At 70.9% G+C, this 19242-nt stretch carries 17 protein-coding genes; 6 read left to right on the top strand and 11 right to left on the bottom strand.

What is annotated here, in order from left to right:
- Positions 1–30: 30 nt before the first annotated feature.
- From BJY18_RS23825 to BJY18_RS23785, 9 genes are all read right to left on the bottom strand, one after another.
- Complete coding sequence (locus tag BJY18_RS23825) at positions 31–1308, bottom strand: DUF6297 family protein (protein WP_184782064.1); 1278 nt, start codon at positions 1306–1308, stop codon at positions 31–33.
- Entirely contained in the window at positions 1302–1907 is a 606-nt protein-coding gene (locus BJY18_RS23820; protein ID WP_184782063.1) for an ABC transporter ATP-binding protein, read from the bottom strand. The genes BJY18_RS23825 and BJY18_RS23820 overlap by 7 nt, the downstream gene beginning before the upstream one ends.
- Complete coding sequence (locus tag BJY18_RS23815) at positions 1904–2797, bottom strand: TIGR03621 family F420-dependent LLM class oxidoreductase (RefSeq protein WP_184782062.1); 894 nt, start codon at positions 2795–2797, stop codon at positions 1904–1906. The genes BJY18_RS23820 and BJY18_RS23815 overlap by 4 nt, the downstream gene beginning before the upstream one ends.
- Before the next feature lie 102 nt (positions 2798–2899).
- The gene (locus tag BJY18_RS23810; protein WP_184782061.1) at positions 2900–4720 is read right to left on the bottom strand and encodes a phosphoenolpyruvate carboxykinase (GTP); all 1821 of its coding nucleotides are present in this window, start codon (positions 4718–4720) and stop codon (positions 2900–2902) included.
- A 360-nt stretch (positions 4721–5080) separates the two neighbouring features.
- Positions 5081–5767 carry a hypothetical protein gene (locus BJY18_RS23805; RefSeq protein ID WP_184782060.1) on the bottom strand — a complete coding sequence of 229 codons (687 nt, stop codon included), beginning with the start codon at positions 5765–5767 and terminating at the stop codon, positions 5081–5083.
- A 109-nt stretch (positions 5768–5876) separates the two neighbouring features.
- Complete coding sequence (locus BJY18_RS23800) at positions 5877–7703, bottom strand: dynamin family protein (RefSeq protein ID WP_184782059.1); 1827 nt, start codon at positions 7701–7703, stop codon at positions 5877–5879.
- Positions 7700–8146: a nucleotide exchange factor GrpE gene (gene grpE / locus BJY18_RS23795; RefSeq protein ID WP_184782058.1), complete on the bottom strand. Its 447-nt coding sequence runs from the start codon at positions 8144–8146 to the stop codon at positions 7700–7702. Before grpE ends, BJY18_RS23800 begins: the two co-directional genes overlap by 4 nt.
- Before the next feature lie 68 nt (positions 8147–8214).
- Positions 8215–8814 (bottom strand): hypothetical protein, encoded by a 600-nt coding sequence (locus BJY18_RS23790; protein ID WP_184782057.1) that lies wholly within the window; start codon positions 8812–8814, stop codon positions 8215–8217.
- Between the two features lie 42 nt (positions 8815–8856).
- Positions 8857–10401: a dynamin family protein gene (locus tag BJY18_RS23785; RefSeq protein ID WP_184782056.1), complete on the bottom strand. Its 1545-nt coding sequence runs from the start codon at positions 10399–10401 to the stop codon at positions 8857–8859.
- A 149-nt stretch (positions 10402–10550) separates the two neighbouring features.
- On the opposite strand from BJY18_RS23785, the gene BJY18_RS23780 reads away from it, so the two are divergent.
- The 6 genes from BJY18_RS23780 to trmB all read left to right on the top strand — a co-directional run bounded on the left by BJY18_RS23780 (position 10551) and on the right by trmB (position 16116).
- Positions 10551–11756 (top strand): sensor histidine kinase, encoded by a 1206-nt coding sequence (locus BJY18_RS23780; protein WP_446680365.1) that lies wholly within the window; start codon positions 10551–10553, stop codon positions 11754–11756.
- Positions 11753–12409, top strand: coding sequence for a response regulator (locus BJY18_RS23775; RefSeq protein ID WP_184782055.1), 657 nt, complete (start codon positions 11753–11755; stop codon positions 12407–12409). The genes BJY18_RS23780 and BJY18_RS23775 overlap by 4 nt, the downstream gene beginning before the upstream one ends.
- Before the next feature lie 225 nt (positions 12410–12634).
- A complete protein-coding gene (locus BJY18_RS23770; protein ID WP_184782054.1) occupies positions 12635–13558 on the top strand; it encodes an ABC transporter ATP-binding protein in 924 nt (307 codons plus the stop codon).
- 26 nt (positions 13559–13584) lie between these two features.
- The gene (locus BJY18_RS23765) at positions 13585–14331 is read left to right on the top strand and encodes a DUF2705 family protein (RefSeq protein WP_184782053.1); all 747 of its coding nucleotides are present in this window, start codon (positions 13585–13587) and stop codon (positions 14329–14331) included.
- Positions 14332–14815: 484 nt separating this feature from the next.
- Positions 14816–15310, top strand: a complete 495-nt coding sequence (locus tag BJY18_RS23760; RefSeq protein WP_184784800.1) for a hypothetical protein — start codon at positions 14816–14818, stop codon at positions 15308–15310.
- Positions 15311–15396: 86 nt separating this feature from the next.
- Positions 15397–16116, top strand: coding sequence for a tRNA (guanosine(46)-N7)-methyltransferase TrmB (gene trmB, locus BJY18_RS23755; protein WP_184782052.1), 720 nt, complete (start codon positions 15397–15399; stop codon positions 16114–16116).
- Between the two features lie 102 nt (positions 16117–16218).
- Here trmB and BJY18_RS23750 read toward each other — a convergent pair whose 3' ends face one another.
- Both BJY18_RS23750 and BJY18_RS23745 read right to left on the bottom strand, forming a co-directional pair.
- Positions 16219–18489 (bottom strand): FtsX-like permease family protein, encoded by a 2271-nt coding sequence (locus BJY18_RS23750; protein WP_184782051.1) that lies wholly within the window; start codon positions 18487–18489, stop codon positions 16219–16221.
- Complete coding sequence (locus BJY18_RS23745) at positions 18486–19181, bottom strand: ABC transporter ATP-binding protein (protein WP_184782050.1); 696 nt, start codon at positions 19179–19181, stop codon at positions 18486–18488. The genes BJY18_RS23750 and BJY18_RS23745 overlap by 4 nt, the downstream gene beginning before the upstream one ends.
- Positions 19182–19242 lie beyond the last annotated feature (61 nt).

Raw genomic sequence — 19242 nt, 5'->3', positions numbered from 1 at the left:
CGGCACGGAGGATAACCCGGCGGCCCCGGTTCAGCCGACCAGCGACAGCACCACGATCCCGGCGGCCAGCAGATCCGGGCCGCGGAACAGCTGCCGGGCCAGGTTCGCCGGCAGCGGACCGGCCGGGGTGTCCACGAACCCGGCGCTGCTGTAGTCGACCGGCGACCGCGTGACGGTGCGCAGCACCGAGAGCACCGCCAGTACTACGGTCCCCCAGGCGAGCGGCGGAACCGCCGTGCCCAGCGCCAGCAGCGCCACCGCGAGCAGCACGGACCACGCGAGCGCGACCCCGGCGAGGACCACCCCGTGCGCGAGCACCAGCTCCCACGACGGCGAGCCGAGCCACCGCCTTCGTCCCGGATTCCGCCACAGCACACCCAGACCGGCGCCGAACGGGGTCAGTGCGACGTAGGCGCCCAGCCCGACGAGCACCGCGCTCGGCAGGGTCGGGACGGCGACGTGCCCGACCGCGACGGCGAGCGCGACCAGCAGCACCGCACCCGCGTACCGCGAACGGCCGACCGCGCCCACCCAGGCCAGCCGCAACGGTGTGGGTGGCCGCAGCGACCACGAGCCCGACGGCGCGGCCTCCGGCAGCATCATCATCGGATCCAGGAACGTGACCGCGACCGACCGCAGCACGCGCGCGTTCCAGCCCTCGAGCAGCACCGCCCGGCCGGCGCGCGTGACCGCCTCGCCGCCGAACGCGAGCACCAGCCCGCCCACCGCGAGCGCGGCGCCGACGTACTGCACGGCCTCCGCTTCCAGGTGCGCGGCGGAAATCGCCACCCCGGCGACCGCGAGCACGAGCGGGCCGGCTGCCTCGGCTCGCAGCGCGGTGCGCCGGGCCGTCGCCAGTGCCAGCACCACGCTGCCCGCCACGATGGCCGCCGCGGCTCGCCACCACCCGGGCGGGCCGCCGCCGACCGCGAGCATGAGCGCGGCCAGGTAGCCGAGCACGACGAAGAACGCGCTGAGCCCACCGGCCAGCCGGGCCGCGACCACCCGGCGGCGATCCACCCTGGTGAAGTCCAGCCAGGTCAGCTCGGCCGGTTCTGCCCACACGAATCCCCGCCGCAGCAGGCTTCGCCAGCCCACCGCACAGCACAGCAGCACCAGCCCCAGCACCGCCGGGAAGTCCACTGCGGACGGTCCGAAAAGGACTTTGTGCCAGGCGTCGGTACGGAAGAACGCGGTGAACAGGAAGCCGACCCCGAACAGCAGCACGAACGTCGGGCTGTCCCCGCTGAACACTCCGCCGAACCGCTTGCGGCCGGGCACCCGCGGCCGGACCGCGAACGTCACCACAGCTCGAGCACGCTGTCCGCGGTGTCCAGCAGCGGCTGATGGTGGGTGGCCACGACGACCGCGGCACCCGCCTTCGTGGACCTTCCGATCAGCTCGACCAGCCACTCCTTGCCGGCCACGTCGAGCGCGCGCTCCGGCTCGTCGAGCAGCAGCACGCGATGCGGCCGCGCGGTGACCCCGAGCAGCAGCAACCGGCGCCGTTGCCCGGCGGAAAAGTGCCCGGCGGTGACACGCGCCCGCTCGGCGAGCCCGGCGTCGGCCAGCAACGCGGAGAAATCGCCGAGATCCTCGCCGAACGAACCGGCCAGCAGCTCCAGGTGCTGCCACGGCGTGAGCTCGGCGAAGAAGTCGGAGTCGTCGAAGAGCACCGAGACCTTGCGGCGGAAGGCGACGCTGCGCTCGTCCGGCTTCTCGCCGTCGATCCGCACCCGGCCGCGCTGCGGCTCCTGCATGCCGTAAAGGCACCGCAGCAGGGTCGACTTGCCGACCCCGTTGGGCCCGACGAGCACCGCGCACTCGCCGGGGTCGACGGAGAAGTCCAGGTCGTCGAGCAGCCACAGATCGCCGGCCCGCACGCCGAGCCTACGCGCGTCGATCATCGGCCGTGCAACGCTTTCAGCACCGGCGCGAACGATTCGGCGTGCTCCTCGAGCACCGTGTAGTAGCTGATGCCGAAGCGGGCGCGGTGCGCCAGCAGCTGCTCGGCGATCTCGTCGGCCGTGCCGGCCAGCACGGCCGGGGTGCTCGCCAGCTGCTCCGCGGTGAGCGCGCCGCCGATCCGCTCGTGCAGCTCGTCGAGCGCGCGCCGCCGGTCCTCGGTCACCTGCGGGAAGTGCACGAGCAGGTTGAACTCGGCCGCACGCGCACCCAGGCGCGCGGAGACGAACCGCGTGCGCTCCTCGACGTGCTCGGCGGTCGCCGGGACGAGCGGCGCGCCGTCGGCGAATTTTCCGGTGCCGGTGAACCCGATGATCGCCGCGTGTTCGGCGGCCAGGGTGAGCGAACGGTCGCCACTGCCCGCCATCAGCAGCGGGGGACCGCCGGGCTGCGCGGGTTTCGGCTCGTACCCGGCATCGGCGTACAACCTCTCCAGCTCGGTGATGGTGCGCTCGAGGTGGTCCACCCGCTCACGGGCACGGGGGAACGAGATACCCGCCGCGTCGAACTCGTCCTTCACGTATCCGGCGCCGAGCCCCAGCTCCAGCCGCCCGCCGACGAGCTGGTCGGTGCCCGCGACCTCGCGCGCGAGCAGCACCGGGTTGTAGAACGGCGTGTTGAGCACGAAGGTGCCCAGCCGGATCCGCTCGGTGACCGCGCCGGCGAGGACCAGCGCCGGAAACGGCGGCTGCATGCCGAGGTGATCGGCCGCGCACAGCACGTCGTAGCCCAGTTCCTCGATCCGGCGGCACTTCGCCACGCAGTCTTCACGTGTGTCCGGCAGGACCAGGTTGACGCCGAACCGGAACGGCCACGGCCGTGAGATCGTCATGCACCCAAGCTACCGGGGACCGCCGACGATTTCCGGAACTCCGCATAGCGAAAGGGACGTTCGCACCGCTCGGTACGAACGTCCCTTTCGGACACTGTGGGGTCAGCCCAGCCGCTGGGCCAGCGCGTCGAGCTCGTCACGCAACGAGGACGGCACCTCGCCGATCTTCTCGAACCACTCCTCGATCAGCGGCAGCTCGGCACGCCACTCCTCGGCGTCCACGGCCAGCGCGGCCTCGATGTCCTCGGCCGGCTCGGACAGGCCTTCGAGGTCGAGGTCCGCGGCGCTGGGCACGTACCCGATCGGCGTCTCGGTGGCGTTGCCCTTGCCCTCGACGCGCTCGAGCACCCACTTCAGCACGCGCGAGTTCTCGCTGAAGCCCGGCCACAGGAACCGGCCGTCGTCACCGCGGCGGAACCAGTTGACGTAAAAGATCTTCGGCAGCTTGTTCGCGTCGGCGTTCTTGCCGAGGTTCACCCAGTGCCGGAAGTAGTCACCGGCGTGGTAGCCGAGGAACGGCAGCATCGCCATCGGGTCGCGGCGCACGTTGCCGACCGCGCCGGCCGCCGCGGCGGTGGTCTCCGAGGACATGGTGGCACCCATGAACACGCCGTGCTGCCAGTCGCGGGCCTCGTTCACCAGCGGCACGGTGGTCTTGCGCCGTCCGCCGAACAGGATCGCCGAGATCGGCACGCCCTTCGGGTCGTCCCACTCCGGCGCGAGGATCGGGCACTGCGACATCGGCGTGCAGTAGCGCGAGTTCGGGTGCGCGGCCTTCTCCTCCGAGTCCGGCGTCCAGTCCTGGTGCTTCCACGACGTGGCGTGCGCGGGCTTGTTCTCCATGCCCTCCCACCAGACGTCGCCGTCGTCGGTGAGCGCGACGTTCGTGAAGACCGTGTTGCCCTTTTCGATGGTGCGCATGGCGTTCGGGTTGGTGTGGTAATCCGTGCCGGGCGCGACACCGAAGAAACCGAACTCCGGGTTCACCGCGTAGAGCCTGCCGTCCTCGCCGAACCGCATCCACGCGATGTCGTCACCGAGGGTTTCCGCGCGCCAGCCCGGGATCGTCGGCTGCAGCATCGCGAGGTTGGTCTTGCCGCAGGCGCTCGGGAACGCCGCCGCGACGTAGTGGACCTTGTCCTCCGGCGAGATCAGCTTGAGAATCAGCATGTGCTCGGCGAGCCAGCCCTCGTCGCGGGCCATCACCGAGGCGATGCGCAGCGAGTAGCATTTCTTGCCCAGCAACGAGTTCCCGCCGTAGCCGGAACCGTAGCTCCAGATCGCGCGCTCCTCGGGGAAGTGCGAGATGTACTTGGTTTCGCTGCACGGCCACGCGACGTCGGCCTGCCCCGCATCGAGCGGCGCGCCGACCGAATGCAGTGCGGGCACGAACTCCCGCTCGGTGCCCTCGGCCGTGACGAATTTGTCCATCGCCGCCCTGCCCGCGCGGGTCATCACCCGCATCGAGGCCACCACGTACGCGAAATCGGTGATTTCCAAGCCCAGCTTGGGATTCTCGTCGCCCAGCGGGCCCATGCAGAACGGGATCACGTACATCGTGCGACCGCGCATGCACCCCCGGTACAGCTCGGTCATGGTGGCCTTCATCTCGGCCGGGGCCATCCAGTTGTTGGTCGGGCCCGCGTCCTTCTCCTCGCGCGAACAGATGAAGGTGCGGTCCTCGACCCGCGCGACGTCGCCGGGGTCGGAAGTGGCCCAGTAGGAGTTCGGCCGAGCCTCCAGCTTCACGAAGGTGCCCGCCTCGACGAGCTCTTCGTTGATCCGGGCGGCCTCCTCGTCGGACCCGTCGACCCACACCACCCGGTCCGGGGTGGTCAGCTCGGCGACCTCCCGGACCCAGGACAGCACGCCGGTGTGCGTCGTCGGCGCGTTGTCCAGTCCGGGGATGGCGACTGCGGTCATCTCTACTCCTGACTCCGACGACAAACGGGCCCACACCGCGAACGACTGGGGTTCTTGGTGCGGGCCTCATTGCCGGCGACCGAATGGCTTCGCCCACCGGCGGCGAACCGGTGTGCGGGTTTTTGGGATTCCCCGACTGTAGCCGGATGACCGGCAGGTAACCGAGAGCTGACCTGTCGGTTCTCTCACAAGAACGATAAGGGAATCGATTCAGTTTCACTGGAACGGTCCATCGCCGGAAATCTTTCCGGCGGGCAGGCGTCGCATTCGTACCCCGTGCCCGGACACGAAAACGCCCGGCGGATCCGGCTCTTGCCGGCCCACCGGGCGTACGGGGCTCGGTTCAGGTCGCGGTCCGGTTCAGTTCGGGCTGATCCACTGCCCGGTGCCGGAGTCGATCCGGGCGACGCCGTTGAGCAGCTGGGTGCCTTCGCCGCCCCATGCCTTGTCGCCCGCCGGGTCGAACGCCTGGTTCGGCGCGCCGCCCGCCTCGGTCCACTCGCCGGGACCGGTGTGCTCGTAGGTGGTGGTGCTGCCGTCCGTGCCGATCTCGACCGCGATGTCCGCTTCGCCGTCGCCGTCCGCGTCGGTGAAGGCGATGGTCCCGCCGGACTGCGTCTCGACGACCGCGGTGTCGTTGTGCCCGTCGTCGTCGGTGTCGATCGTGGCGACGCCGGCATCGACCTCGCCGTCGGGCAGGTCGGCGTGGATGTGGCCGCCTGCCGAGGTGTCCTGCGAATGCGGATCGGTCCCGTCATGGCCCCCGCCGCCGGACTCGACCCAGGCGCCACTGGCCTCGTCGTACACCGCCTGGTCCACGACGTGCCCGCTCGAGTCGAGCACCGCGTACTGGTCGGCGGCGCCGTCGTGGTCGCTGTCGACGAACGCCTGCGCGGTGCCGTCGTCGTGCTCAACGATGGCGGTGTCGGAGACCCCGTCCTGGTCGACGTCGTAGTTGACCTCGGCCTGGTACTCCTGCCCCTCGACGTGCACGGTCATGGCTTCGGGCCCGGTGGTGTCGGTGCCGCCGCTCTCGTCGACCCACATGGGTGGTGCCCCCTTTTGGTACGGCCGGGTCTGCGCTTGTCGATCGGTAGGACTCACGTTAGGCCGGTTCGGTTCCCGTCCACAAGCCGATCAGTGCCCAGGTCAGCGATCAGGTCCGGTCACGCAGCGCACGGATGCGGCCCAGCAGTGCTTCGGCCTTCGCGTGGCCGTCCGTGCTCTCGCGGAGGCGCTTCGCGACCACCGCGATCTTCTTCGCGCGTTCCTGCGCACCCATCTTGATGGTCTGGTCGACCTGCTTGAGCTCCGCCTCGATGGCCTCGATCCGGCGGCCCATCGCGTCGTCGAGCGCCAGCGACAGCTGTTGCTCGGCCTCGATGAGCTGCTCGGCGACCAGCTGGTCCAGCGTGGCCCTGGCATCGGCGATGGCTTCGACCAGCCATTGCTTCAGGTGCTGTTTGTCCGCGGCCTGTTTGCGCGTGCGCGCCATCCACCATCCGGCGCCGAGGCCGATCACGATCGTCGCCGGGAGGACCACCGGGTTCAGCAGGGCGACGCCGGCCAGCGGCAGCGCGGCCAGCTTGCCCGCGCCGACCCCGCCGGAGATGCCCATGAAGACGAGCAGCTTGTCCTCGGCCGTCGCGGGTTTCTTGTCCGGCGGGCGCAGCACCACCGGCGGGCCGCCCGCCCTGGCGAACTGGCCGCGGATCACGTCCAGCTCCTCGGCCGAGAACAGCTCCGCCAGCGCGACGTTCGTGACCTGGTTGAGCCGCTGGGACAACTGCATCGAAACCCGCTGCGACGTGGTTTGGAGCGCGATGTCGACCTCTTGCGGCAGCGCGGCCAGCTCGTCGCGCTTCGCGGCCTCGATGCGCTGCCGGAAATGGGTCTGTGCGTCACGCATCTCGCGGCTGCTCTCGTGGCCGACCTCGACGCGGGTGCGCTGGATCTCCCCGCGCAGCCGCAGCTGCCAGCCGCGGGTGGACGTTCGACGTTCGGCCTGCAGCTGGTCCCGGCGCTGCCGCAGCTGCTCGGCCTCGGCCTCACCCGCGGACAGCGCCCGGCTCTCCGCCTGCAGCTTCGCCTTGATCTCGGCCAGCGCGCTCGAAAGCGCACGCAGCGTGTTGGCCTCGTTCAGCATGATCGATCGGCCGACCAGCAGCTCCTGCAGGGCCACCTGCACCGCCGCGATCCCGGACTTCTCCCGCAGCATCGCGGCGACCTGCTCGTTCGGCGCCTTCGCCGCGGTCTCGAACACCCGAGCCGAGACCGGGTGGAACACCGCCTCGGCGAACCGCGGCGCGTGCTCGGCCAGCAACCTCCGGTCCGCGTCGAGGATTTCCCGCCAGCCGCGGAACGCGTCGGTCTTGGCCAGTACGAACAGCACCGTCTCGACCCGATCGGAGACGTCGTGCAGGAACCGCAGCTCGGTGCTCGTGAAGGGCGCGGACGCGTCGACCACGAACACCAGCGCGGTCGCCTCCGCGGCGGCTTCACGCGCGAGCGTGCCGTGCCGCGAATCGAGACCGCCGACGCCGGGGGTGTCCACCAGCGTCAGCCGTTCCAGCAGCGGGATCGGGCCGGCCACCTCGACGTAGCGCGGCGGGAGCTGGCCCGGCGGCAGCTCGTGCGCCGCCGACACCCAGTCGACCAGCCGGCCGAGGTCGAACGGTACGGACGGGTGCTGACCGGGGTAGCAGGCCTGCGCGGACCACTGCGCCGAATGCTCGAACACCAGGTACGTCGCCGTCGCCACGTCCGCGTCCACCGGGGACAGGCCCGGACTCGCCAGCAGAGCGTTGACCAGCGAACTCTTGCCCCGGTTGGTTTCCCCGACCACCACGACCGACGGCTTCTCCGAACGCGACTGCCGCACGTCGGCAACCCACTTCGCGGCCGCCGGATCGGCCTCGCGGACCAGCTCGACCAGCTGCTCGCGCGCGGCCTTCACCTGCGCGGGCAGGCCCGGTGCGGTCACTGCGCCCGCTTCGCGTAGACGGTGACGATCGGCGCGCGCAGCAGCCGTTCGTGATCGGCGAAACCGGTCACCTCGGTCTCCGCGACCACGCCTTCGAGGTCCGGATCGTCGGTGGCCACGGCGCCGCCCGCCTCATGCCGGGCCGGGTCGAACCGCTGTCCATCCGGACGCAGCGCGGTCACCCCGACCGCGGCCAGCCCGTGTTCGAGCCGCTGCGCCACGCCGTTGCTGCGGGCGCGGTCCAGCGCGTAGAGGCACAGCTGGATGAGCGCCTGCCGGTCGGCCAGCGCACGGTCCAGGTCACCGGAGGTAGCTACGACGTCCACATCGGGTTCCGACGCGTGCGCCGCGTTCCCGGTTCCGTCCGCCTCCGCGATGATCCGCGCGATGTCCTCGGCCGCGATCTGGCCGGTCGGTGCGTCACTCTCGCCGAACCCCGCCATGGCTCACCCCCGCTCTTCGAGGGAGATTTCACCAGCCCGCCCGCTCGCGACGCCACCCGGGCGGTCCTTCAGGCGAGGCTGCGGACCAGGGTGCGCATGGCGTGTTCGAGGGACGGCACGTCTTCGGCGAACCGAGACGAGACCAGCAGCTGCTCCTGCGCGGTACGCAGCCACACCCGGCCGGCCACCGGGATCTCCAGCACCGACATCCGGAACGGCCGGGCCCGGCGGCCCAGCTCGAGCTCGGTTTCGCGGACCAGCTGGCCCAGCCGGTCGCCGGCCACGATCTGCCGGCGGTGGAACGCCGACGAGACCGGACGGCGGGCGTCGGCGAAGTGCCGGGCGGCGGCCGGTGCGAAGTGCCGGGCGGCGAGGTCGATCGGCGAACCGTCCCCTGGCGCCGGTGCTCCGCGGCGGCGCATCGGACGGCTTTCCCCTCGGCCGCGCCGGAATTCCAGCAACGCGCTCCACCACAGCGGCCACTGCGCCTGTACGGCCGCGCGGTCGATCGCAGGCGGAACCCGCACCGGCACCGCCGGCTCGACCGGGGGCAGCAGCTGGCCTTCGGCGATCGACAGCGCGAGCACGTCCCGGAGGTACAGCGCCACGTCGATCTCGTGGTCGCTCCCCCAGTACACCCGCCACGAGGTGGTGTCCTCCAGCCGCACGAAACCCAGCCTACGCGTCGGACGCGGCCGGCACGGGCTTCTTCACTGCTCGCGAATCTGTTGCCAGATCAGGAAATAGGCCCGGTGCACGACGTGCGCCACCCGGCTCTGTGCCGGCGTCGCGCCGAACGAGGCGAACGAACGCCACCAGCCCGCCCGCTCCAGCGCGTGCGCGACCAGCTCCGGCCTGCTCGCGCCGGGAAGCCCGAGCTGGGCACCCAGGTCGGCGTTGCTGCCGACCCGCAGCACCTCCTCGGTGAGGTCGTCGGGCATCTCCACGGCACCGGACGCGACCAGCGTCAACGCCTCCAGCAGCCGCAGCTGGTGGGCTTCCGGACGGGCCAGCAGCACCTCGATCGCGTCGTGCACGCGCTGGCGTTCGCCGGGATCGCCGGACGCGTGCGCGAGCGCGGTCACCGAGGCGAGCGCGGCCGCCGCCTTGATGCCGTCCGCGCGCGCGGCGAACACCACCGAAAGCCGCTGACGCACCGCGTCGAGCCCGGAGGCGTCGAGCAGCCCGCGCCGCAGCGCGCCCGCGGTGATCTCCGGTTCGGCCCGGATCCGCTCCACCGCACAGCGGATGCCGAACAGGTCCAGCTTCTCCAGCAGCCGCAGCCGGACCCCGGACGGCACGTCGCAGTCCCAGCTGGTGAAGAGGTCCGCCGCGACGAGCATGGTTTCCAGCACGTCGTCGTCGAGACCGGCCAGCTGCCGCAACGCCTCCGCGTCCGCCGAGGTGAACCCGCCGGATTCGGCCGACTCGGCGATCAGGCCGATCACCGGCAGCACGTCCGCGACCCGCGGCTTGAGCGTGCTCGCCTGCTTCTGGGCGAGCAGCTGCGCGGCCTTCCACACGTCGCCACCGGCGCCTTCGACGGTTTCCGCGACGATCGTGTCCGCCTTGTTCAGCACCGCGATCGCGTTGACCGGACCGGCCTCCCGGCTCGCCGTGGCGGCGGTGAACGCGGCCAGCGCCTGCTGGTCGTCGGCCCGCACGCCCTGGGTCACCACGTAGAGCACGGCCTCGGCGCCGGCGACCGCGTTGCGCGAGGTGTCGTCGAGGTCGTCGGAACCCTCGTCCTGTTCGGCGGCACCCAGCAGCTGCTCGGTCCGCGACACCGACGCGGCGTCGAGCGAACCGAGACCAGGGGTGTCGATCACCGTCATGTGCTGGAGCGCGGCGTGGGTCAGGTACGCCTCCAGGTGCGAGACCTCGGCGATGTCCACCCCCAGCTCGGCCGGGATCGATCCGTCCGCGGCGAACGGGAGCACCTGCTTGCGGCCGTCGAGGAAGACCACCTCGACCCGGTCGACCGTGCCGTACTGGAACCGGGTGACCAGCCGCGTGCACTCGCCCACGTCGGTGGGCGCGACCCTGCGTCCGATGAGCGCGTTGACCAGCGTCGACTTACCCGATTTGATCCGCCCGGCGACGGCCACCTGCAAGGGTGCGCCGAGCCGGCGCAGCACCTCGGCGAACCCGGTGGCGGTGCGGGGGGACACCTGGGACTGCAACCGGTGGCACAGCGCGGCCACCGAATCCGACAGCGGCCCCGCCGGCCGCCCCTGCCCCGCCGCTGCCGTCACCGCCCGCGTCCCTCCCGGCTCGTGTCCTGCCCGCCGACGAATCGTGCCATGCCGGTCATCCTTCGGTCGCACCGAAGGTGCTACCGGAGGGCGACGCGGCCGCGGCGGGCTCGGCCTACGGTGAAAAGGTGCGACGGCTGAGCCTGTGGATGCGTGCCCACCCGATGGCCGGGGACACGCTGATCGCGGTGCTCCTCGGCCTGATCGACGTGGTCCTGTTCGTCGGCAACAGCGCCGTGCAGGCCCCGGCCGAGATGCCGTCGATGCCCCCTTGGTACGTCACGATCCCGGTCGACCTCGCGGTCGCGGTGCCCCTGGTCTTCCGCCGCAAACGGACGCTCGTCTCGGCGTACGTCGTGTACGTGGCCGCCATCGCGCACAGCGCGCTGGAGCTCGGATTTTCCAGCGTGGCGGCGCTCGGGCTGAGCCTGTATTCGGTACTGGTCTACGCCGGGCGCAAGCAGGGGCTGATCTACGTCAGCGCGCTCGTGCTGCTGACCGCGGTGGGCATGCTGACCGAGGACGGCCGGATCGGGCTCGGCAACGCGGTGTTCACCTTGTTCGGCCTCGCGCTGTGCTGGACGCTGGGTGAGTTCATGGGGGCCCGCCGCGCCTACCACAGCGAGGTGGAAGCCCGGCTGCACCTGCTGGAGACCGAACGGGACCAGGCCACCCGGATCGCGGTGGCACAGGAGCGCGGCCGGATCGCCAGGGAGCTGCACGACGTGGTCGCGCATTCGGTGAGCGTGATGGTGGTGCAGGCGGACGGCGCGAAGTTCGCCCTGTCCGCCGATCCGGAGCTGGCCGGACGCGCGCTGCAGACGATCTCCGAGACCGGCCGCGGCGCGCTCGGCGAACTGCGGAGGCTGCTGGAGGTGCTGCGCGGCGACCAGGGCGACGGCGAGCCGCGGGCACCGCAGCCGGACGCGAACGCGGTGCGCGAACTCGTCGAGCGGATGCGTTCGGCCGGCGTGCCGGTGGCCCTGGAAATGGACGACGACCTGGGCACGCTGCCCACCGGCGTGTCACTGGGGATCTACCGGATCGTGCAGGAATCGCTCACCAACACCCTCAAGCACGCCGGGGTGGGCGCACGGGCGACCGTGCGCGTGCACCGGTCCGGCGACTCGGTGCAGGTGCAGGTCCGCGACGACGGCGCGGGCCGGGCACGGCAGCTGGAGGAGGTCACCGTGGCGGCGAAGAGCGGCGCGCCGCGGCTGAAGATCCCGGGCGGCAACGGGCTGATCGGGATGCGGGAGCGGGCGAACGTGTACGGCGGGACCCTGGAAGTGGGCCCGGCACCCGGCGGCGGGTGGCAGGTGCACGCGCAGCTTCCGGCTAGGTTGGACGCGTGATCCGAGTAGTGATCGTCGACGACCAGGAACTGATGCGCGTCGGATTCCGGATGGTGCTCGGTGCGCAGTCCGACATCGACGTGGTGGGTGAGGCCGGCGACGGCGCGCAGGCCGTGCGGATGGCGGCGGAGCTGCGTCCGGACGTGGTGCTGATGGACGTGCGCATGCCGGTGCTCGACGGAGTCGAGGCGACGAAGCGGATCGTCGACGCCGGCACCGCGCGCGTGCTCGTGATGACCACCTTCGACCTCGACGAGTACGTGTACGCGGCGTTGCAGGGTGGCGCGTCCGGCTTTCTGCTCAAGGACACCCAGCCGGATCACCTCATCTCCGCGCTGCGGTCGGTCGCGGCGGGGGACGCGGTGGTGTCGCCGTCGGTCACCCGCCGGTTGCTGGACCGCTTCGTCGGCGCCGGTGGTTCCCCGGTGCGCGACGCGAACGAGCTCGAGGTGCTGACCGACCGGGAGCGCGAGGTGCTCGTGCTCATCGCGAAGGGCATGTCGAACCTGGAGATCGCCGAAAAGCTGTTCCTGTCCGAGGCGACGGTGAAGACCCACGTCGGGCGGATCCTGGCGAAGCTCGACCTGCGTGACCGGGTGCAGGCGGTGGTGCTCGCCTACGAGACCGGACTCGCCCGCCCCGGTCTGGACTGACTCTCCACTTCGTACTTTCGGCCGATGCGTCGCTCCACTTCGGACGGCGCCGCCCCCGGGACCGGAATTCAGGGTCCACTCAGGGATTTCACCGATCGCGTAGCACCGGGTAACCCGGTTGGGTACTACTCAGGTCGTGGCCCGGGTTCGACCCTCAGGATGACGCGGGGACCGGGGTGCGTCGGTCACGATGGACGGGTAAGCGACCGCATCGAGGGAGCAGGGATGATCGAGGCATCGGGTCTCACCAAACGCTACGGGAACACGCTGGCGGTGAGCGATCTGTCGTTCAGCGTGGCGGCCGGGAAGGTCACCGGCTTCCTGGGCCCGAACGGGGCGGGCAAGTCCACCACCATGCGGATGACGCTGGGGCTGGACAACCCGACCGCGGGCGACGTGCGGATCGGCGGCAAGCGTTACCACGAGCTCAAGGACCCGTTGCGCACGGTGGGTGCGCTGCTCGACGCGAAGTGGGTGCACCCCAACCGCTCGGCCCGCGCGCACCTGACCTGGATGGCCCGGTCCAACCGGATTCCGAAGCGGCGGGTGGACGAGGTGCTCGAGCTGGTCGGGCTCACCGCGGTGGCGGACAAGCGCGCGGGTGGCTTCTCGCTCGGCATGTCGCAGCGGCTGGGCATCGCCGCCGCACTGCTCGGCGACCCCGAGGTGCTGCTGTTCGACGAGCCGGTGAACGGCCTCGACCCGGAGGGCATCCTCTGGATCCGCCAGTTCATGCACCGGCTGGCCGGCGAGGGCCGCACCGTGTTCGTCTCCAGCCACCTGCTTTCGGAGATGGCGCTGACCGCGACCGAACTCGTGGTGATCGGCAAGGGACAGCTGATCTCGCAATCGTCCACTGAGGAGTTCGTGGCCCGCGCCTCGGACAACACCGTGAAGGTGCGCTCGCCGCAGCTGCCGGCGCTGCACCAGCAGCTGGTGCAGGCCAGCGCGCAGGTCGCCGACGCGGGCGAAGCACTCATCGTGTCCGGTATGGACAGTGCGAAGATCGGCGAGATCGCCGCCGCGGCCGGGCTCGTGCTGCACGAGCTGAGCCCGCAGACCGGTTCGCTGGAGCAGGCCTTCATGCAAATCACCGGCGATTCCGTCGAGTACCACACCGGGCTGGCCGAACAGGCCCCCGCTCGCTGACCACCACCACGCATCGGAAGAGAACCATGAATTTGCTTGCGGTCGAACGCATCAAGCTCTTCACCACCCGCTCGCCGTGGTGGTGCGCCCTCATCGCCGTCGTCGTCACCGCCGGTTTCGGCGCCATGCTGGCCGGCGCGTCCTCGGACCAGCAGTCCTTGTCCGTCGGCAACACCCAGTTCAGTTACCAGTTCGGGCTCGCGGTGATCATGGTGCTGGCCGCGCTGTCGGTCACCACCGAATACCGGTTCGGCACCATCCGCACCACCTTCCAGGCGGTGCCCAACCGCGCTTCGGTGCTGCTGGCGAAGGCCACCGTGGTCGGCGCGGTGGCTCTGGTGATCGGCGAGATCGGCGCCTTCGGCTCGTGGGGGCTGAGCTACCTCATCCGCCCGCAGGACGATCTGGCCCTGGACTCCGCGGCGGACTGGATCAACGTCGCCGGCGTCGGGGTGCTCGCCGCACTGGCGGCGGTGATCGCGGTGAGCGTCGGCGTGCTGCTCCGGCACAGCGCCGGTGCGCTCGCACTGCTGCTGATCTACGTGCTGGCGGTGGAGAACCTCGTGCAGCTGATCCCGACCTTCGGCGACAAGATCCACCGGTGGCTGCCGTTCAACGTCGCGGACAAGTTCCTCAGCGGCGGCTCGGGCGTACCGGGCGGCCGCATGTCGGAGGCGGCGCTGTCGCAGGGCTGGTCGCTGGTCTACTTCGCCGGCTTCGCCGTGCTGATGCTGGCGATCGCGATCGGTGTCGCGAAGAAGCGCGACGCCTGAGAAAGACCCACAGGGAAGGTTCGCCGGAGTCGGTCGGGGAACACCGAACCGGTGGAACAGGGGAATAGGGGAAAAGGAAGAATCCGGGCCGCCGATCGGGGGGCGGCCCGGATTTTTTCGTGTGGCGGGCGGTGTCACCGGTGGAGATCTCACCGGGACGGCACGGAAACCGTCACTGTTTGTCGAACCGGGTGCGGTCGTCGCGGGCATTTCCGTGGCACGCGTGAACCTGCACGTGCGAACGCGCTTGTACCGCAGGCAAATGGATTAAGACCACGTTAAGCGGGTGTGGCTTCTCTCACAGCGAGCGGACATACTGGTGGGCGGACTGTTTATTCGAAGGTAGAGCTCAATCGAAGGCAGAGCGCAAACCCGTCACACAGCTCACCGGAGGTGAACCTTGACGGTGGACGCTGGTCAAGATCTCGTCAGCGCCATTCCCCTGGCCCGCAGCGTCGCGGCTGTCCGACCCCGGCTCGAACCGATGCTGGACCTCGAGTGGTCCCAGGCGATCGAGCTGCCCCGATTCGCGTTGCCCGCGACGCGCCCCGGTGATCTGCGGCAGGCGTGGGTGCACCGCGCGGCCGAGGACGCCGTGCTCGCGCTGTACCGGCGCGCGAGCCGGGCCGACGACCGGCTGCCCGCACCGTGGTGGCTGCGTGCGATGGCGAGTGGCCGGCTCGAATCCCGCGCACTCGGCTTCCGCATCGAGGACCGCATCACCCAGCTGCTGGCCCGCAGGCCGGGCTGGGAGTTCGTGCCATGGGCCGCCGACGGCGAGTCCGGGTACTGGGAGTTCATGCCGTCCGAACGCGGCGCCTCGGGGCATTCGATCCCGACCACCGTGCTGAACACCGACCGGCACTCCGGCTGGATCGACGTGCTGCCCGCGCATTCCGCGGGGACACCGGATCCGATCGCGGTCGCCGGGCCCGCCGGTCTGCGTGCCCGGCTCGGGGAGTTCGAAACGGAGCGCTGAGCCACCCGTACCGATCCGCGGGCAGCCACCGTGCGCGCCGTGGCTGTGGCCGGATCGGCACGCGAGGGCCACAGTATGTTGTCCGGGTGGAAAACGAGGACCAGCCACGGCTGCGCAGCGTGGTCAGCTACGTCAAACGCGGCGGGCGGATGACCGTCGGCCAGCAGCGGGCGTGGGAGGAGCACTGGCCGAGGCTGGGCCGCACGGTCGCCGACCTGCCGGCAGGCCCGGTCGATTTCCCCGCGTGGTTCGGCCGGGAAGCGCCGGTGCTGCTGGAGATCGGCTCCGGAATGGGCGAGACGACCTCCCAGCTGGCCGCCGCGGCACCGGAGCTGAACTACGTCGCCGCCGAGGTGTACGAGCCGGGGCTGGGCCAGCTGATGCTGCGTGCGGACAAGCTCGGGGTGACGAATCTGCGGCTGATGCACGGAGACGCGGTGGTGCTGCTGACCGAGCACGTCGCGCCCGGTGCGCTCGCCGGCGTGCGGCTGTTCTTCCCGGACCCGTGGCCGAAGAAGCGCCATCACAAGCGGCGGATCGTGCAGCCGGAGTTCGCCGCCCTGGTGGCTTCGCGGCTCGCGCCCGGCGGCACCTTCCACCTGGCCACCGACTGGGAGCACTACGCCGAGCAGATGCTCGAGGTGTGCTCGGCGGAGCCGGCCCTGCGCAACCGCTACGCCGGCGAGCCGGGCGGCTGGGCCCCGCGCCCGTCGTGGCGTCCGATCACGAAGTTCGAGCAGCGCGCCGAGGTGGAAGGCCGAGTCTCGCACGATCTGATCTTCGAGCGACGCGTCGAGGACAGCTGAGGGCGAAGGGCCGTTGCCGGGTTCCCATCCCCGGCAACGGCCCTTCCCCCTTCTCGCACCCCCGAAGCCTGCCCCGGCCCCGATCCGGGGCAGGCGTGCCGGCTACTCGTCGCTCAGCGGTTCGGCCTGCACGCGCTTGAGCGCGGGTGTGCACACCGAGGCCCCGATCAGTGCCACCCCGACGCCGAGCACCACCGGCGCGAGGATCCACGGACTGAGCGTGATCGGGTCTTCACTGGTGATGCTGAACAGGCCGAGCCCGACGAAGACACCGACCACTCCGGCGCCGATCGTCGCCACCAGCGAGGGCAGCGCGGCCTCCATCCGCAGGGCTCGCGACAGCACCCGCACCGGCGTTCCGGCCGCGACCAGTGCACCGAACGTGCGCCGCCGGTCCATCACCGCGCCCGCGGTGGCGACCGCCGCACTGCAGCCGGCGAGGACACCCGCGGCGAGGAGCCCGATCACGGTCACCCGCCGAAGATCGCCGAGCGTCTGCTGCTGCTCGTACAGGTGCTGGTCGCGGCTGCCGATCTCCGAACCGGCCGACACCGAAGCCAGTGCCGTCCGCACGACTTCGCGATCGGCGTCGGTGGTCGGCACCACGACGGTGGCGTCCACCGGCTGCACCCCGGCCGGCAACGACGCCGGGTCGAGCAGGTAGGAGAGGGACACGTCCGAACCCGGCTGGAAGGTACCCATCGGCACCGTGCCGAGCGGCTTGGTGACCGCATCCCGTTCGAGGTCTCCTGCCAGCTGGTACTTGGCCGTGTCGAGCTCGTACGGCGCATACAGGCCGGCGCCGGGCTTGCAGTCCCCGGCGGTGATGCCGAGCCGGGTCAGCCGCACCGCGTCCGCGCACGACATCACGTACGTCCGCTGGTACGACGGGCGCCCGTCTTCGGACTTCTGCTCGAGCCACACCGTGGGCACCGTGAGTGCCCGCTCCTGCACGCCTTCCTTGGCCAGCTTGCTGTTGGCCTGATCGGCCACCACCGCGGCCTTGTCGGCACTGACATCCGTGTACAGCGCGGAATCGACGTACTCGCGACCGCCGCCTGCCATGGATTCGAAGGACGGCAACAGGGTGAGCGCCATCGACCCGGCGAACACCGCGAGCACGATCCCGGCCGACGCACGGTAGGCGCCCTTCGGGTCTTCACGCAGCCGCCGTCCGGCCAGCAGGGTCGAGGGCCGACGCCAGATCCGCACGAAGGTGCCACCGACCGCCGACGTGACCCACGGACCGACCACCATCGCCGAACCCACGACCAGGAACAGACCGAACAGGACCATCTCCTGTCCGCCGCCCGAATCCCGTCCCGTCGCGATCGCGAAGAAGAAGAACAATCCCGCCACCGGCAGCGCCAGCAACCGCCACCAGCGCAACGGCTTCACCTGGTGGCCGCCGGTCGCGAACAGCGGCGTGCGCAGCACCCGACGCAGACCCAGCACCCCGGCCAGCACCACCAGCGCCGGGATGGCCACGACGATCGCCACGGTCAGCCCGACCGGCAGGCTGAAGTCCGAGGCCAGCCAGGTACCGCCGGTCCACGGGACGAACGTGGCGAGTCCGTCCAGTGCCGGGCTGAGCAGCAACCCGAGCAGCGCCCCGACGCCGGCCGACAAGCCGGTCTCCGCGGACACCATCGAGGTCACCTGCCCCGGGGTCGCGCCGGCCAGCCGCAACGCGGCCATCCGCTGTTCGCGCCGGGCCGCGGTCAGCCGGGCCGACGACGCGACGAGCACCAGGCTCGGCACCAGCAACACGATGATGCCGACCCAGGCGAGCAGCACGAGCAGCCCGTCCGGTTGCGCCTCGTCGGTCGGGAAGCCGGCGACCGGCATGCCGTCCACGCCGTACGTCGGCTCTGAACCGCTGCCCTGCAGCTCCTGTGGACTGTGCCCGACCAGCGCGACGAGCTGATCCGGGTACCGCAGTGCCTGCTCGCCCAGTGCGTCGACCGGCTTGCCGAACCGGTCCCCGAGCTGGTTCGCGGGCGTGTTGTTCAGCAGTTTGCCCAGCTCCGGCGAGACAAGTGCCTGCCCAGGGCCGGGCAGCTTCGCGATACCGGCAGGCAGGTGCAGGTCGGCGCCGGATCCCGTCGGCGCGACGTCGACCCGCACGATCTCCTTGTCGCCGAGGTAGTCCGTGGACGTTTTGACCAGCATCGCCGGCTTGTCGTCATGGGAGTACCCGTACTGCTGCTGCCACTGCGCCCGCTGCTCCCTGGCCTGCGTGGCGAAGGGCAGGGTGGCCAGCAGCAGCACCAGTGCGGTCGCGACCGCGACCCCGACCGTGGTGAGAATCGCCGAGGCACGCGTCCGCCGGTCGACGCGGAGCACGCGCATGGCGATCTGGAACGGGTTCACGCCGGCTGTCCCGTCGCGATCAGGCCGTCGCGGATCGCCACCGTGCGGGGCATCGATTCGGCCAGCTCCCGGTCGTGGGTGACGACCAGGACCGCGGCACCGGAGGACTGCGCGGCGGTCAGCAGCGCGTTCATCGTCTCGCCGCCGGTGCGGGTGTCCAGCGCGCCGGTCGGCTCGTCGGCGAAGATCACCTTCGGCCGGTGGGTGAGCGCACGGGCGATCGCCACGCGCTGCGCCTCGCCGCCGGAAAGCTCACCCGGGCGACGGCCCTCCTTACCGGCCAGACCGAGCCGGCCGAGCCATTCCCGGCTCGCGGCAACGGATTCCCGCCGGGTGCGCCCGGCGAGCAGCGACGGCAGCGCCACGTTCTCCTCGGCCGTCAGCTCCTGCACGAGCATCCCGGACTGGAAGACGAACCCGAACTCGGTGCGCCGCAGCTCGCTGCGCTTCTTCTCGCCGAGCTGGTCGATTCGCTGTCCCTGCAAGCTGATTTCACCACCGTCGGCCCGCAGGATGCCGGCCAGCACGTGCAGCAGCGAGGTCTTGCCGGAGCCGGAGGGGCCCACGATGGCCACCGCCTCACCAGGCCGGACATCGATGTCGATGCCCGCGAGCGCGAACTGCTCGCCGTAGCGCTTCACCAGGCCACGCCCGGTGAGCACCGGCTCGGCGTTCCACTGTGGATTGCTCATCCGGAGTCTTCTCCCTGTTCCGTCTTCGACTGCGTTGTCAGTAGCGTCGCGCAACCGTGCG

Source organism: Amycolatopsis jiangsuensis, from assembly GCF_014204865.1.
GTDB lineage: Bacteria > Actinomycetota > Actinomycetes > Mycobacteriales > Pseudonocardiaceae > Amycolatopsis > Amycolatopsis jiangsuensis.
The sequence above is the reverse complement of the archived record's forward strand: the minus strand, read 5'-3'. Positions and strand labels throughout refer to the sequence as shown.

Excerpts from the sequence above, each read along its gene's own strand:
- BJY18_RS23765 (WP_184782053.1), top strand. The coding sequence starts at position 13,585 with ATGAATTTGCTTGCGGTCGAACGCATCAAGCTCTTCACCACCCGCTCG.
- BJY18_RS23820 (WP_184782063.1), bottom strand. The coding sequence starts at position 1,907 with ATGATCGACGCGCGTAGGCTCGGCGTGCGGGCCGGCGATCTGTGGCTG.
- BJY18_RS23770 (WP_184782054.1), top strand. The coding sequence starts at position 12,635 with ATGATCGAGGCATCGGGTCTCACCAAACGCTACGGGAACACGCTGGCG.
- BJY18_RS23805 (WP_184782060.1), bottom strand. The coding sequence starts at position 5,767 with ATGTGGGTCGACGAGAGCGGCGGCACCGACACCACCGGGCCCGAAGCC.
- BJY18_RS23780 (WP_446680365.1), top strand. The coding sequence starts at position 10,551 with ATGCGTGCCCACCCGATGGCCGGGGACACGCTGATCGCGGTGCTCCTC.
- BJY18_RS23815 (WP_184782062.1), bottom strand. The coding sequence starts at position 2,797 with ATGACGATCTCACGGCCGTGGCCGTTCCGGTTCGGCGTCAACCTGGTC.
- grpE (WP_184782058.1), bottom strand. The coding sequence starts at position 8,146 with ATGGCGGGGTTCGGCGAGAGTGACGCACCGACCGGCCAGATCGCGGCC.
- BJY18_RS23745 (WP_184782050.1), bottom strand. The coding sequence starts at position 19,181 with ATGAGCAATCCACAGTGGAACGCCGAGCCGGTGCTCACCGGGCGTGGC.
- BJY18_RS23760 (WP_184784800.1), top strand. The coding sequence starts at position 14,816 with ATGCTGGACCTCGAGTGGTCCCAGGCGATCGAGCTGCCCCGATTCGCG.
- BJY18_RS23810 (WP_184782061.1), bottom strand. The coding sequence starts at position 4,720 with ATGACCGCAGTCGCCATCCCCGGACTGGACAACGCGCCGACGACGCAC.